A 15957-nucleotide genomic window follows, 5' to 3' on the forward strand; every position below is an offset into this window, starting at 1 on the left:
ACTTTGTGATACAGTTTGTTTCTGCAACAGACTATCCGTTATAATCATATTGGTGTCGTTCGAAAGGCCAGCGTGTTGCGCTGGCTTTTTTCTTTTGAGATGAATATGAATGGTAGAAAGTCAGTATTTGGTGGACTTTTTACGCCTAAACCCCCGAAGGAGACTTTGTTTACTCTTGAGTAAAATCCCCTTCACGGGATTTAGGGGTTTTGAGGGGCGGGGTAAACGAATTGAGCATTTTGCGTTAGGGAGATAAGAATTGAATTTTAGAACGTGTATCGGGCACCTACCTGCATCTGCCAGCGCGAACCCAGCGGATCAATCGAGTAGGGGGCAGATGGCGCACTCCAGGTAAACGTTGGATCGCCCGACGTTGGGTTCGTCGCCCGTGTCAGGCCAATAGAGCCTGTCGAGTTGAACGTGTTCGCTGCGAAGTAAGAATAGCCCAGCGTTTTGTCCAGCAAGTTCAGGAAGTTTATAATGTCGTAGCTAATCTGAATCGACTGACGACCTTTCAGTTTGAACTCGTGCAGGAAGCGGAGATCCATCGTGTTGTTCCAGGGTGTCCGACCGGCATTACGTTCCGTGAACGTGCCTTTACGTGTTTTCAAATACGAATCCGATTCAACGAAAGCCATGAAATCAGCGGCCTGCGTGCCCGTTGGAAATAGCTTTTGCGCTTCGGTCAGGTCGCGCGGAATGTACGCTAAACTATTGGCCTGGCCCGTTCCATCAACGGTCGTGTTGACATAGCCCCAGGAGAAAGGCGTTCCCGATTGCAGCGAGTAAAACAGCGTGACGGTGGTGGCATTCCGTGGATTCCAGATCTGGCGGTAATTCACCGTACCCACGATCCGGTGCCGGATATCGAAGTTCGAGTAGCCCAGTTGTGGATTGTTTGGCGTTAACGACTGGTTCAACTGCCAGTTCGACTCCATCGAGTTCCGAATGCCGTTCGTGATATCGAATGATTTTCCGTAGGTGTAGGCTGTTGAGAACCCGAAGCCAAACGGAAAGTTGCGTTGGATCTGGCCGGTCAGGCTGTAGCGATAGCCTTTGTTCGTGTTCGACAGCATGTAGGCATTGGCAAAATTGTTATCAATGCGCTGCGCCCCGGCAGACCCATTGGTCGCTACGTAAATAGGCTGCTGGTGCTGCGTGTCGTAGCTGTAGTACCGAACGACATCCTTCGTATTGACCTGCTGAAATTTCAAGTCCTGAATCACTTTCGTATATAACCCTTCGACCGTGAATTTATAGCCACCCACCACATAATCGACGGCCAGGTTATTGCGGAACATCTGCGGCATCTTGAAATTGTTGTCGATCAGATCGACTTGCGTGCGGGTTACTCCGCCGTTGGCCGAATTGTTGTTGATTAGCAGACCACCGTTGGGCACGAGAGGATCACCCACTAGTTTGGTTGTGGCCGTAGCGTTGTTATTGAAGTCATACGCGCCATAGCCTACGCCGTTGTTATAGAAGGCATAACCCAGCCAGGCAAAGGGAATCCGGCCCGTAAACAAGCCCGTTCCGCCCCGAATAACCAGGCTTTTGTCGCCATTGGCATCAAACGTAAAGCCCAAGCGGGGCGAGATTTGGACGTTGTTCAGGAAGTTGTTCGTGATCTTGTTCAGGGGCGTAAAGCTGTAGGTATTGCCCATGTTGGTTGGGTCACCGGCCGAACCCGTCACCTGCGGACTAAGCGTTGGTTTTTTAGGCAATCCTGAATAATCGAAGCGAACCCCCGGCGAAATTTTCAACTTGTCACTCAACTGAATATCATCCTGTAAGTAGGCACTCATCAGGTTGACATTGAAATGGGCGTATGGGTTGTTGAACTGGTTATCCAGGTTATTGGTGGCATCGGAAAATGGATATGAGCCACGTACGCGGTTAGGCAATTTTGCCAGAAATTCAGCCGGGCTACGGTACGAGATCCGGCCGTTCGGCGAATTGACGAACCCGTAATCAATGGTATAGAACTCGTTGTGCGTACCCAGCGTGAACGTGTTTTTGCCCAGATAAAAGGTGAAGTTATCGGTCAGCTCAAACGTCTTCTGGCGCATGTTGAATACCGATGCCTCCCGGTCATTGCCCAGGAAAATCGTTCCGCCATTGTAGCCGATTTCCACTTGCGGAAAGGTGCGGACATTGGACAGCGTATTGCGGTAATCATGCACACTCGAATAGCCAACGATCAGGCTGTTGGACGCCCGCCCGCTGAACTGACTTTTCAATTCGGCTACCGTGCTGCTCTGGTTGTTGGTTTGCTTGTAGTCGATGCTACCGAACCGGAAGTTCTGTGCGTCACGCTCCAGGTTTGTCGCTTCGGAAAAGACCGTGTTGTTGCGGATCGTCAGTTGGTTCTTCTCGTTGATGTTCCAGTCAATGCGGTTGAAGAACTTGGTACTGTTGGAATAAATGGCGTAATCACCAGCTGCACCCGCATCGAGGCCGTAATTGGTTTTAACGAAATCGCTGAGCTGCTGGGCCAGGGCTACGTCCTTAATGAGCGAGCTGGGCGACCCCGCCTGAAACTGGACGGGATCCTGCCGACGGGTGATTTCTTCGTTCGTAAAGAAGAATAATTTATTCTTGATCAGCGGTAGACCTACCCGAACGCCCGTCTGGTATTCATGAAACGTGCTGGGTAGTTTCTCTTTGGCATTCGACGCACCGTTCCAGGCACCGGTCAGCGACGCATTCCGGCCAAATCCGTATATAGAGCCCGTTACTTCATTCGTACCACTGCGGGTTACGGCATTGACCGACCCACCCAGGAAGTTTCCCAACCGGACATCGAATGGAGCCACGGCTACCTGAATGTCCTGAATAGCATCGAGGCTAACGGGGTTTGTGCGGGTACTTGAACCGGGTTGCCCCGATGTGCCGGTAGAGCCACCCAGCGAGGGACTGAACCCAATGGCGTCGTTGTTAATAGCACCGTCGATGGTCACGTTATTGTACCGGAAGTTGGTTCCGGCGAAGGAGTTGTTGTTATTCACCTGTGGCGACAGGCGGGTCATGTCGGTCAGGCTGCGGGAGATGGTGGGCAACCGACGAATGGTTTCGCTGTTGACGCTGATGCCAGCGCCCTGTTTTTCGCCTTCGCGGCTTCCTTTTACCACGACTTCAGACAATTGCGTACTGGCGTCCTGAAGCGTAATGTTCAGGTTGGTCGTTTCGCCCAGTTGTAAGGTAACCCCCGACTGTGTCTCGGTCTTGTAACTTACGTAGGTCACAACGATCTCGTAAGGGCCACCGGCATTCATGTTATTGATCCGAAAGCGGCCTTCCACATCCGTCACGGCTGCGTACTTCGTGCCGGTGGGTGTATAGGTCGCCTGTACGGTTGCTCCCACTAACGCTTCTTTCTTTGTGTCGATGATCCGACCGCTAAGACCGCTGGTGGTTACTTGCGCCCATGCTGTGGAAAAAGCGATAACTAGAAATAGTACAAGTAGTGATGTAGAACGAAAAAATTTCATCTGTTCGTAGATTGGTGATTTTCAGTGCAAAATTCACGCTTATCCGGATGAGGGCTGTTATGCCAATATTACGATATACGGCAATGAGGTTAAAATGTAATTAAAGGCCTTAGGAGCGTTTAAAACCCTGTTTTCAAGCTGAAAAAGCCTGTAACTGTACTACTTTAGGTTTACTGTAGAGTAAGTATTTTATGGCCTACAAATGGAGGAATGCCATCCATAAATACCTTCTTTTTGCCAAATTTTATTTTGTTAAAGCCTTTTTTTTGTAAAAAAAGCGTCGTTAAAAAAGATCAGGACGGTTTTAATGTGACGGAAATAACTGGGCAATACAAAATTGATAGTCAGGGGTTTGTGTTATTAAATCCGGATTAAAAGTTAACATTCGTGTAACATTGGCGTAACATTGGGCGGGTAGTTTTGCAGCGCTAAAAGCGATACCAAAACTAAAAAAATGAACCGTCACGTTTTACTTGTCCTATTTTCTCTACTGTCTACGGCCTTATGGGCACAGACCGGAACCGTCCGGGGAACCGTCAAAGACGGAAAAACAAAAGAATCTCTGATCGGCTGTACCGTGCGTGTTGATGGTACACAAATAGGTAGCACGACCGATATCGAAGGGAACTTCAACCTCGCCAACGTACCGGCCGGTACGCACAAAATCGTTATCTCGTACGTCTCCTATAAAACGAGAGAAATTCCAAACGTTCGGGTCGAATCGGGCAACACAACGGCCATCGATACCGAACTGGACGAAGAAGGGACTTCTCTTCAGGAAGTGGTGGTTCGGGCTAACAAGGCAACGAACACCGAGATCGCTGTTATCACGGAGATCAAGCAAATGAAGCCAATCGCCGTTGGCATTTCGGCGATGCAGATTCAGAAATCGCAGGATCGGGATGCGGCTGCGGCCATCCGCCGGGTGCCGGGCGTTAGTCTGGTCGACAACCGATTTGTGCTGATTCGGGGATTGGGCACCCGATATAACAACGTGCTGATTAATGACGTCATCGCTCCCTCGACCGAAGTAGAATCCCGATCCTTTTCATTCGACATCGTACCTAGTAATATCCTCGATCGGATGATCGTCTATAAATCTGGTTCAGCGGAGTTGCCTGGCGATTTTGCCGGAGGTGTTATTAAGATTTATACGAAGCGCCGTCCCGAGCAAAACTTCACCGATGTAGGTGTCACCGTAGGTTACCGGGCCAACACAACCTTTCAAAATGTACAGTCACATAAGCGGGGTGGCCTTAACTGGCTGGGAATGTGGGATTCAAAACAGCAGATTCCAACGAGTTTCCCTCAAAAGGCGGGCGAATTCAATAGCTTAAGTCCCATTCGGCGGGCTACCTACGCCCGGCTGTTGCCCAATAATTGGGGACTGACCAATGTGAATGTGGCCCCCGACGTGCGGATTGCGTTCAACACCGGCCGGCGGTTTGAGTTGGGAAACGTACGGGTGAGCAACCTGACTAGTATCAACTACGCCCTGACCAATCAATTTACTGACGTCAACCTCAAGCTGTACGAAAACACGACCGCAAATGACGTTCAGCAGGAGTATAATGACGCTACGTACGCCCGGTCTACTCGGTTAGGCGTTTTACATAACTGGACGTTTCGCTTCTCGCCTACTTTCACGCTGGAATGGAAAACGCTCTTTAATCAGTTAGGATCGACCGAAACGGTTGTCCGGAACGGGAGTTTTGTAATTGATGGTGTTGATGTGCGAAGCTACTCGGAGCGTTTTGAGAATCGGAGTATACTGAACTCCCAGGTATCGGGCGAGCATTCGCTGAGCCAGCTAACAAAAGTGAACTGGATTGGCAGTTATGGTTATTCCGGACGTTGGGAGCCCGACTGGAAACGCGCTCAGTATACACGTCCGCAGGGTGCTTTGGGGGCTGATGGACAACCTGAACCGTTTCGGCTGAATGTGCCGGTGCAGCCCAACCCACTTAACGTGGGTCGTTTCTACTCCAAGTTGAATGAGCAGGTCGTATCTTTGATTGGCAATTACGAACATACGTTCGGTAATCCAACCGACCGGGAGCCGAACCGCATCCGGGCCGGGGTGTATGGCGAGCGTCGTAACCGTGACTTTGCCGCCCGTTTCTATGGTTACGAGCGCGTAGGATTGATCAACAACATCAGCGGTTTGGGCGTTGGTCAGGCATTTGCGCCCGAAAACGTAACCGGTCGGGAAGGAAGCTTTAGCCTACAGGATGGTACGGTCGATAACGACTCCTATAATGGCAAGACAAGCTATGCCGCGGGTTATGTATCGGGCGACATCAATTTTGGGTCGCGGGCCAACCTAACGCTTGGTTTCCGGGGCGAGTTTTATAACCAGACCCTTCGGCTGGCCAATGCGCCCACCGGCAAAGCGCTGGTAGACAATAACATCTTCAGCCCGCTGCCCTCTGTCAATTTTACCTATAAACTTACTGAGCAGCAAAATCTTCGCATGGCGTACTCATCAACGGTCAACCGGCCTGAGTTACGTGAATTAGCACCCTTCCGATATTATGATTTCGCCCGGCAGATTGAAGTGCAGGGAAATACCGGCCTAAAAACGGCCACCATTCAGAACTTCGACCTAAAGTATGAGTTTTACCCGACGCCCAATGAATTGATTTCGATAACCGGGTTTTACAAAGGCTTTACCAATCCCATCGAATCGTTCCTGATCCCCATTCCGGGAGCCTTCACATTTACGTTTACGAATGCAATATCAGCACGAAACTACGGTGTGGAACTGGAGTTCCGGAAAGGGTTTAGTAACTCTAGCAGTGCCTTCTTACAAAACCTTCAGGTTGTTGGTAATGCTTCCTACATAAACAGTCGGGTAACAACAGGCGATGTCATTGAAGCACCGGGACCCAGCGGCATCATCGAGCGATTTGGTAACAGTACGGACCGGAATCGGTCCTTGGCCAATCAGTCGCCTTACCTGATCAATTTGGGCCTGTACTACGCTAATCCCACCTCTGGCTGGCAGTATAATGTATTATATAACGTAGCGGGTCCGCGCATCTTTCTGGTGGGTAACATCGAAGACCCGACCACCTATGAAATGCCGCGCCATGTGGTGGATTTCAACATCAGTAAGTCATTTAACAAGCAGCTTGAATTGCGCCTGGGTATTCAGGACATCTTTAATGCGCCCTTCCGGTTCTCACAGGACTTTAACGGAGATCGCAAGATTGGTAAGGATGTCACCTCACGCAGCGCCAATGCCGACCAGGATTATTTAAAATACCGCCGTGGCCAGTATGTAACTCTAACGGGTGTGTACACGCTGGGCCGACGAATTGTAATGCCTTAATAACCCGATTGATACTCAACTACTACCATAACAATTTAACCAAATCCATTTATGCAATTTATCAAGCGTTATCAGTCTCTGCTGCTTCTTGCCATTGGCCTGACCGTAACTATTTCGGCCTGTAAGAACGACGATGAGCCAACCATTGACCCGCTTTCCATTACGAGCATTAATCCAACGCAGGCTCCGGTAGGTGCGTCAATCGTTATTACCGGAACCAGCTTCAATGCTGCACCAACCAGCAACACGGTTGTATTCAGTGGCAATGCAACGGCCCAGGTTACAGCGGCTACTACTACTTCGTTGACGGTAGTTGTACCGGCAACGGCGCAAAACGGCCCGATTACGATTACCTCAGGTGGCGCAACGGTTCAAAGCCCATCGACGGCAAGCTTTACACTGGCTAACCGGCCTGTCGAAACGCTGCCTAGCTCGATTACGGCCAGCAGAACGCTTTCGGCCAATACCATTTACGCTCTGAAAGGGTATGTATATGTGACGAACAACGCGGTGCTCACGATTGAAGCGGGTACCATCATTCGCGGCTATAATGCCAGCCAGGACCCGGAAGCGCAGAACCACTCGGGAACGCTGATTATTGAGCGGGGTTCGCGAATAGAGGCCAAAGGAACGGCTACACAGCCAATTATATTTACATCGTCTCAGCCTGCCGGCTCACGGAAATATGGCGATTGGGGTGGCGTTGTGCTGATTGGTCGGGCACCGTCCAACCAGGGTACGTCGCGGGCGTTTGAAGGTGGTATCCGGGGAACGTTCGATGCAACTCTAAACGTGTCGGATGACAATTCGGGCACGATGCAGTATGTTCGGATCGAGTTTCCGGGAGTTGCGTTGTCATCGACACCGAATAGTGAAATCAACGGATTAACGCTGTATCAGGTAGGTTCAGGTACAACCCTCGATCACATTCAGGTTTCCTACAGTGGCGACGATGCGTTCGAATGGTTTGGTGGTACGGCTAACGCTAAATACCTAGTTGCTCTCCGCACATTCGACGATGACTTCGATACCGATTATGGCTTTAGTGGCAAGGTTCAGTTTGGTGTAGCGCTGCGCGATCCTAACGTGGCCGATCAGTCGGGTTCTGAAGCGTTTGAATCGGACAATTTCGATCCGGGTGTACCCGTTACGGCCGGTCTGCCAATAACGACTCCCATTTTTGCCAACATGAGCGCCTTTGCTTTCAATCCAGGTGTTCCCAGCAGTGCCAATACGGCGGGCGGTTCAGGTGCTTACCGGGCTGCTATGCACTTACGCCGGAACACAAGAATTAGTATCTATAACTCGGTACTTACTGGTTTTCCAGAAGGATTACGTCTGGAAGGAACAACCGCCGGTACATTGGCTAACATTGGTGACGGTAGTCTGGAACTACAGGGAATTGTTTTTGGCAACTCTGAAGTGCCTAACTCAACTACGGCTGTTCGTGGTATTGGCGACGTAACGACAGCGGCTGCTCAGGCCTACTTTACTCTGGCTTCCCGCAAGAACCAGATTGTCGGAACAGACATCACTTCGTTGTTGCTCAATGCACAGAACTTCAATCTGACGGCTCCTAACTTCCTGCCACAGGCGAGTTCCCCACTGTTAGTTGCTGGCAACGCGGCAACGGGCGGAAAACTGGCTGATTCGTTCTTCACAGCAGCTCCTTATCGGGGAGCTTTCAATACAGAAAACTGGTTAGCTGGCTGGACAAACTTCGATCCCCAGAACGCTAACTACGATAAATAAATTAATCAGTAAATTTTATATTGGTGTCGCCAAAAAGGGCCGGGGCTTTGCTCCGGCTCTTTTTATTGTTTAAAAAGCTACCGTTTAACAAATAAGTACGCAACTATTTACATTAAACGAATACTATACATATCTTTCAAATGGAGTAATATGAGGCTATTGAACACTGTAACTGCTTTGTAAATAGGATTTTTTGTCTGGCTACTAGTAGTTAGCCAATTTAATTGTTACTTATCCTATAACTTAGCGTCTAATACCCAAGTAAGTCCATGAACTTTTAGGCAAACTGTGTGTGTTTGGCAGTAAATTCGGGTTAATAAGCAGAACTGACCACCAAATGTATATTGTTCATTTTTCTTTATAGAATAGGGGCAACTTTTTGGCTGATAATTAGGGACTTATTAATTTGCCAGATAATACGCCCCTATTACATATCAGGGACAGGCTCACCATTTCACCATATCACCCTTAGTCACCGTAACGAATGATCTCTAAGAAAGCTAAGTATGCCATCAAAGCCCTTAAGGTTTTGACTGAAGAGTACGGAAAAGGACCCGTATTGATTTCCTATATCTCGGCGAAAGAAAATATCCCGAAAAAATTCTTAGAGGCAATTCTTTTGGAACTGCGTAATCACGGGATTCTGCAAAGCCAGAAAGGAAAAGGTGGCGGCTATTTGTTGCGCGTCGATCCGGGCCGGGTTAATCTGGCCCAGGTGCTACGGGTAATTGATGGGCCTATTGCGCCGACTCCCTGCGTATCGTTTAATTTCTATGTTAAATGCGACGATTGCAACGACGAAGTAACCTGTATGCTGCGGCCAATCATGGAACGCGTTCGGGATGCAAACTTAGGCGTTTACGAAAATACAACGCTGCTCACGTTCCAGAACCTTGGCTCACTCGAAACAAAAGAAGTGGCTATCGGTACGAATGCGGCCGACTTGATTGACACGCCGTCAAATCGGATGTCAGCCTAATAAATATAGTTAATTAAAAAGCCGTAAGTGGCTGATGTACAGCAAAATGTCGCTATACTTCAGCCACTTACGGCTTTTTTGTTGTCATGTCTACTCCGGCTGGTGTTCTTTCCGCAGTAGGTCGTTCACCGTTTTCACCGGATTGAACGTAATGAGCGGCACCTCAACGAAAATTGTGTTCCAGTCGGCCATAGCGCCGTTCCACAGCCCTGGCAGTTCCTGCGCCTTCAAGTCTTTTCCGTCTTTCGATTTCGCCGTAATGAATCCGGTGAGTGGATCGCGGTAAGCGGGCAAGTCATATTTGCGACCATTATGATCTTTAAGGCCGCACACCAGATCGACGGGGTTAAAGTGCGTTGCTTCATCGAAAATGGCTTTCTGCGCTGGGTCAGTCAAATCAATCTGAGCGGACTCAACAACCTGCAGAGACACGGAACCATCCTGATTTCTGGCCCAGAACGGCCCCCCGCCCGGTTCACCAACGTTTTTAACCATGCCACAAACGCGTACTGGCCGGTCTAATTTCCGACGGAGATAGTCCAGTTTCTCGGCTTTGGCCCACTGATCGAAGTCCGCTGGTGGTAACGTATAGAGCGTCCGTCGTAGAAGCTCGTCCGCTTCCGTCAGGTAACCGTCGCTGATGTTTCCTGAATCGCTCCCCTCCAGAAGACCTTGTAGGCGGGCAATCTGCTGCTGGGCATCGAGCAATACGGATGCCAGCACTTTCTTGTACGTTATGGTTGGCTCCTTGATCTGGTCGGGAACGACATTGTCGATGTTTTTGATAAAGACGATGTCGGCCTGAATATCGTTGAGGTTTTCAATCAGGGCACCATGGCCTGCCGGACGGAATAGCAACGAACCTGACTCACCGTTGCGGAAAGGCGAATTGTCCATATTCACCGAGATCGTGTCGGTGGATTTTTTCTGTTCGGAGAACGTGACGTCGAACGTCACGCCAAGCCAGGCTTCATAATCGGCTTTTTGTTCGTCGATAAGATGCTCGAAACGGCTGCGGTGCTCGGGCGAGACGGTGAAGTGAATTTTAACCAACCCATCCGAATTGGCATACGCGGCCCCTTCGACCAAATGCTCCTCTACGGGTGTACGAGGGCCATCGGGATACCGGTGAAACTTCAGCAATCCTTTCGGCAAACTGCCATAATCCAGGCCTGCTTCGGTCAATAAATAGTTCAGTACCGTTACTCTGTCATTTTCGGCAACGGCTTTGTTCAGATCATGGCCATCGGCGGCCATCGCGGCTTTGAGGTCGTCGTAGAAGGCGAAGTCGGTCAGGCGGGCAAACACCTCATCGACTGATTTATCAGATTTGCCATCCAGTGCCGAAAATAAGGATTTGAACATACGGGTAGCGGCTCCCGAAGCCGGAACGAATTTCACTAGGTCGCGTTCGTGAGCGGCCTCGTCGAACCGGTGAATATGCGTTGCCAGTTGATCTTCGGCAATACGAATGATGCCATCGCCAATGGTAGCGGCTTTAATGACATTGAGGTAAGGAAAGCCTTCTACAAAGTGTTTTATCTGCTGATCAATCTGGTCGAGTGAAACGCCCTGTAACAGAATCTGGTCCTGATCTTGCTCTGTGAATTGCATAGGGTTAACGGAAATAATGACATTAGGAATGGGGGGCAAATTGCGGATTTCGGAAATGGTACGCAAATCAAATCAGGACAAAAGAGCGGTAACAAAATAAGATTCTGGTTGTCTGCTTATCTTTGTTGCCCCAACCATTTTACCACCAGGCTCATGAAATTGATTGCGTTTGATGCCGACGATACCCTTTGGGCCAACGAACCAAACTACATTGATGTGAAGCTGAAGCTGTGCGAACTGCTATCGCCCTATGTTTCAGAAGAAGTTCTCTCTCAGCAGTTTTATGATTGCCAGATTCGAAACCTGGCCGTTTTTGGCTATGGTGCGAAGAGTTTTATGCTTTCTATGATCGAAACGGCGATCGAATTAACCAAGGGGGCCATTGTCGGATCAGAAATTCAGCAGATTATTGATGTCGGGCGGAAATTACTGGACTTTCCCATCGAGCTACTCGACGGGGTAGACGAGGTGCTGGAAACGCTCTCTAAACGGTTCGATCTGATGGTGCTAACCAAAGGCGACCTTTTTGATCAGGAGAGCAAAATTGCCCGGTCGGGATTAGGGCATTACTTTAAACATGTGGAGATCGTCAGTGAAAAAAATGAACAGGCGTATGAGCGTATTTTACAAAAATATCAGGTGCAACCGGCTGATTTCCTGATGATTGGTAATTCACTAAAATCTGATGTGTTACCGGTAGTGCATATTGGTGGCCGGGCCATACACATCCCCTTTGAAACGACCTGGGCACACGAAATGGTCGCTGATGAGCAGTTAAGCGGAAAGTCATTTACGACGCTGAGTAGCATACGGGAACTGCTGGATTTACTCGAAGATGCTAACGTCTAATCAACCAAGTGTTCCCAGAGACCGTTGAAACACAATACATGGGAAGCGGTATTATGGAAATAACGTAAAGGAATCGGCGTCCAGATTGGCCGGAAATTTTTCCCGGAACGCCCGCAGTTCATCCAGGGACAAGGTATGCTGATGGACGAGTTCAACATCGGACTGCCGGAACAATACATCACCTTTGAAGTCGATAACAGCCGAGTCGCCGGAATAGGGATGATGGTTGCCATCTTCGCCAACGCGGTTGACACCCACGACATAACTCAGGTTCTCGATGGCGCGCGCTTGTAGTAACGTATTCCAGGCGGTACGCCGGGCAGATGGCCAGTTGGCGACGTAAAGCAATAGATCGTAGTCGAAAGCCTGCGAACCGGCCGTGGCTGTATTGCGGCTCCAGACAGGAAACCTGAGGTCATAACAAACCAGCGGGCAGATGCGCCAGCCTTTCCATTCCTTTATAATCCGGCGAGTGCCAGCGGTGTAAATCGCGTCTTCACCCGCCATGCGAAACAGATGGCGTTTATCGTAGGTATCAAATTGCCCATCGGGCTGCATCCACACAAGTCGGTTGAAGAAGCGGCCATTTTCCTTCACCACATAGCTGCCCGTAACAACGGCGCCTGTTTGAGCCGCCATCTGTTTCATCCAGCGAAAAGTCGTCAGGTTCATGGGTTCCGCAACGGCTTGGGCCTCCATAGTGAAACCGGTTGTGAACATTTCGGGCAGGACAATTAAGTCTGTGGGGGCGGCCAGCGTAAAAATCTGTTCCTCCAGCATCGCCATATTGGCCACCGGGTCGTGCCAGTAAAGGGTAGTCTGGAGAAAGGTGATGCGCATGGAATAATAAATTATAAATGATAAGTTACAAATGACGAGCTGGTAAGAGGCACATTCATCATTTATAACTCGCCATCATTTTGGGAACTTCATTTTATATTCGGCATCCGTCTTTCCCTTTGAAATGTCGGCCAGTTTTTTCTTAATGAGCGTTCGGCGAAGGGAAGGCAGGTAATCGGTGAAGAGCTTCCCGTCGAGGTGGTCGTATTCGTGCTGAATAATCCGGGCGGCCATGCCTTCATATTCCTCCTCGTGCTCGTTCCAGTCGGTATCGAAATAGCGAATCACAATAATTTCGGGCCTAAACACTTCGCCCCGAATGCCCGGAATGCTCAGGCATCCTTCTTCGAATCCCCAGTCGTCGCCTGCTTCCTCGATGATTTCGGGATTAACAAATACCTTTTTAAAGCCAACCAGACTTTGATCCACGTCTTCTTCTGGCTCGTCTTCGTTCAGCGGCTCGCCGTCTACCACAAACATACGAATGCTCTGCCCGATCTGTGGCGCTGCTAAACCAACACCTGAGGCCGCATACATCGTTTCGAACATATTGTCGCTCAGCGCTTTAACGTCGAGGCTACCGGGCTCAATATCTTTAGCCCGTTTTCGTAAAACGGGGTCACCGTAGGCAATAATTGGGAGAATCATATTTTTAATGATGAATCATGGATGATGGATGATAAATGATTACGCTATAAAATCATTCATCATTTATCATTCATCATTCTTTTCTACTTTCCATGTATGACTGAAGAATAATAGCCGCACTGATTTTATCGATGTTGCCCTTTACCCGACGATCTTTTTTCGTGCTACCGTTGGCAATCATTGCCTGAAGAGCCATAACCGACGTAAATCGTTCGTCATGCCAGTAAACGGGAATATCGGGCAATGCATTTTCTAAATGGGTCACGAACTTCCTGACTCTGGGCGTGTTATCCGTATCGGCACCATCCAGCCCCTTCGGCAACCCCACCACAAACGCGTCGACCGGCTCCCGGGCTACATAGGCTCTTAAAAACTTCAGCACTTCGTGAGAAGGTACCGTTTCCAGCGCCGACGCAATGAGTTGCAAAGGATCCGTTACGGCAATGCCGGTGCGCTTCATACCATAATCAATTGCCAGGAGTCGTGCCATTTCGGAGCAAAGGTACGAAGGGAGGGCGCAAGGGGCAAGGTGTGTATGGCCCGGAGCGAAATAAGCTCTTCAAGAATGTTCGTCCTCTGCTTTAAATTTACCTTCTGTCCCGCGCCAGGCGTCTACATCCTGCCAGGTGTCAAGGTCAATGGCCGCTTGTGGAAACAATACTTCGCTGCAGTCATTGGCGTATTGCTGAATAAGTTTGCGGGCACCCGTATCGCCAGACAACTGCATAAACTCAGATCGATAACGGATGTCGAACAACGCCGGAACACCCAGATGCCCCAGTACACCATAACGGCAGGCAACGATGCCTCTATCCGTATGGTGTTGCGTGGTAATCAGTTGGCGTAGAAGATGCGCCGTGACATAGGGTTGGTCGGTCAGAACGATCAAAAAGGCATCCACGGGTTCGTCGCTCAGCTGATTCAGGCCAACCTGTATGGAGGACGACAGGCCTTGCTGCCAGTTGCCATTGGCAGGCGCATGGACAGGCAAATCGGTAAGTTCTGCCCGGATTCGTTCCTCGTTCCCGCCCAACACGACGACCACAGGACCCGCTTTTAGCGATAAGGCGGCCTCGGTAATCTGTCTGACGAGCGTTTTGCCGTTTTGGGTAAGCAATTGTTTAGGCTCCCCCCCAAGCCGGGTCGACCCACCAGCCGCTAAAATGATTGTTGCAACCGTCATGCTTAAATGACGTCTGCGCTGATCGCGTTGTAGCCACCAGCGTCCAGATCAACAGGATCCGCCTGCCGACGGTGGTTGGCCGAATTGCCCGAGAGTCGCTCATGAATAGGACCTGATTTATCTTTCAGAAAACCACCGGATCCCTTCGTGAAGAACGCTTTGATTTCAGCCATGATCGACAGCGCAATTTCATCCGGCGTTTCGGCACCGACATCCAGGCCAATGGGCGCATGAACCCGATCGAGCGAGGCTGCGCTGAAATGCAGGCCGTCTTTCCGGAATTCATCCTGCATCTTGTCGAATCGTTTGCGTGGCCCCAGCATACCAATATACGGTATGTCTGTTGTGAGTAGCTTTTCCAGTACAGCCCGGTCGTAGTTGAAGTTGTGCGACATCAGCACAGCCGCTGTTCGGTTGGTAATGGTCAACTTGTCGATAACCGCTTCCCGGTCGGCATACAGCACGCAGGTGGCAACCGGAAACCGTTTGGGGGATAAATGAGCGATGCAATCGTCGGTAACGGTTACCTGCCAGCCGAGTTCACGCGCCATTTTAGCTACTGGAATAACGTCATAACCCGCTCCAAAAATGACCAGCTCGATGCCCGGGTCGATCCGCTCGATAAATACTTCTGCGCTTCCCGACGAGACGGTATAGGTACGGGTCAGAGGTTTGCCCGTACTAAATACGTCGTTCATATCATTGTACAACCATTCGGGTACTGACGCATCGGATTGTTGAGTAAGCAAAAACCGGTTACCGGGCGTTAAGTTACTCTGCCCGTCGCTTTTCAGGACCGTGGCCAGCGCACGGACATCCCGTTTGCTTGTAAATTCCTTCAACAGAGCAACGGGATTTTGGGGGCTGTCGGGCGCGATGGGCTCAATCAGGACATCGATGATTCCGTTACAACCCAGACCAACGCCAAAGCTGTTCGCTCCGTCGTCCATTGTGTCGTAAGTAACCACAATCGGTTGACCGTCAAGCATCACCTGTCGGGCTTTCCGAAGCGCATCACCTTCCAGGCATCCACCGCTAATGGCGCCTTCCCAGCGGCCATCGTCGGTGATCAGCATTCGGGCACCGGGCCGCCGATACGACGATCCTTCGACCCAGACAACTGTTGCCAGGGCCGCTTTGCGTTGGGAGAAGTCGATTTGCTCAAAAACCTCGACAATACGGGTGATTTCTTTCATGATTATCAGTTTGCCGTTTACGGTATTCGGTTGGCTGACCAGACCAGCATACTATATCCTTGCGTCAGCCA

Annotated in this window: 11 protein-coding genes; 4 read left to right on the forward strand and 7 right to left on the reverse strand. The window is 50.0% G+C overall.

Features of this window, described 5'->3' with window-relative positions; translation table 11 throughout:
* Positions 1-266 precede the first annotated feature (266 nt).
* On the reverse strand, positions 267-3491 hold the full coding sequence (locus ACYVAM_RS04735) for a TonB-dependent receptor (RefSeq protein WP_461064459.1): 3225 nt from the start codon (positions 3489-3491) through the stop codon (positions 267-269).
* A 454-nt stretch (positions 3492-3945) separates the two neighbouring features.
* Here ACYVAM_RS04735 and ACYVAM_RS04740 point away from each other — a divergent pair, with 454 nt between their 5' ends.
* From ACYVAM_RS04740 to ACYVAM_RS04750, 3 genes are all read left to right on the forward strand, one after another.
* Complete coding sequence (locus tag ACYVAM_RS04740; RefSeq protein WP_461064461.1) at positions 3946-6825, forward strand: TonB-dependent receptor; 2880 nt, start codon at positions 3946-3948, stop codon at positions 6823-6825.
* A 51-nt stretch (positions 6826-6876) separates the two neighbouring features.
* Positions 6877-8577: an IPT/TIG domain-containing protein gene (locus ACYVAM_RS04745; RefSeq protein ID WP_461064463.1), complete on the forward strand. Its 1701-nt coding sequence runs from the start codon at positions 6877-6879 to the stop codon at positions 8575-8577.
* A gap of 484 nt (positions 8578-9061) precedes the next feature.
* Complete coding sequence (locus ACYVAM_RS04750) at positions 9062-9556, forward strand: RrF2 family transcriptional regulator (protein WP_460935322.1); 495 nt, start codon at positions 9062-9064, stop codon at positions 9554-9556.
* 90 nt (positions 9557-9646) lie between these two features.
* Here ACYVAM_RS04750 and ACYVAM_RS04755 read toward each other — a convergent pair whose 3' ends face one another.
* Positions 9647-11170 (reverse strand): DUF4301 family protein, encoded by a 1524-nt coding sequence (locus ACYVAM_RS04755; protein WP_461064465.1) that lies wholly within the window; start codon positions 11168-11170, stop codon positions 9647-9649.
* Positions 11171-11323: 153 nt separating this feature from the next.
* Here ACYVAM_RS04755 and ACYVAM_RS04760 point away from each other — a divergent pair, with 153 nt between their 5' ends.
* Positions 11324-12019, forward strand: coding sequence for an HAD family hydrolase (locus ACYVAM_RS04760; protein WP_461064467.1), 696 nt, complete (start codon positions 11324-11326; stop codon positions 12017-12019).
* A gap of 51 nt (positions 12020-12070) precedes the next feature.
* Here the strand turns inward: ACYVAM_RS04760 and ACYVAM_RS04765 are convergent, their stop codons facing one another.
* From ACYVAM_RS04765 to ACYVAM_RS04785, 5 genes are all read right to left on the reverse strand, one after another.
* Positions 12071-12859 carry an amidohydrolase gene (locus tag ACYVAM_RS04765; RefSeq protein WP_461064469.1) on the reverse strand — a complete coding sequence of 263 codons (789 nt, stop codon included), beginning with the start codon at positions 12857-12859 and terminating at the stop codon, positions 12071-12073.
* A gap of 75 nt (positions 12860-12934) precedes the next feature.
* Positions 12935-13507, reverse strand: a complete 573-nt coding sequence (gene def, locus ACYVAM_RS04770) for a peptide deformylase (RefSeq protein ID WP_461064471.1) — start codon at positions 13505-13507, stop codon at positions 12935-12937.
* Between the two features lie 73 nt (positions 13508-13580).
* The gene (gene ruvX / locus ACYVAM_RS04775; RefSeq protein WP_461064473.1) at positions 13581-13997 is read right to left on the reverse strand and encodes a Holliday junction resolvase RuvX; all 417 of its coding nucleotides are present in this window, start codon (positions 13995-13997) and stop codon (positions 13581-13583) included.
* A 69-nt stretch (positions 13998-14066) separates the two neighbouring features.
* Positions 14067-14690 carry a nucleotidyltransferase family protein gene (locus tag ACYVAM_RS04780; RefSeq protein ID WP_461064475.1) on the reverse strand — a complete coding sequence of 208 codons (624 nt, stop codon included), beginning with the start codon at positions 14688-14690 and terminating at the stop codon, positions 14067-14069.
* Positions 14691-14692: 2 nt separating this feature from the next.
* Positions 14693-15886: an XdhC family protein gene (locus tag ACYVAM_RS04785; RefSeq protein ID WP_461064477.1), complete on the reverse strand. Its 1194-nt coding sequence runs from the start codon at positions 15884-15886 to the stop codon at positions 14693-14695.
* Positions 15887-15957: the final 71 nt, after the last annotated feature.

The sequence above is a fragment of the Spirosoma horti genome, assembly GCF_054776595.1.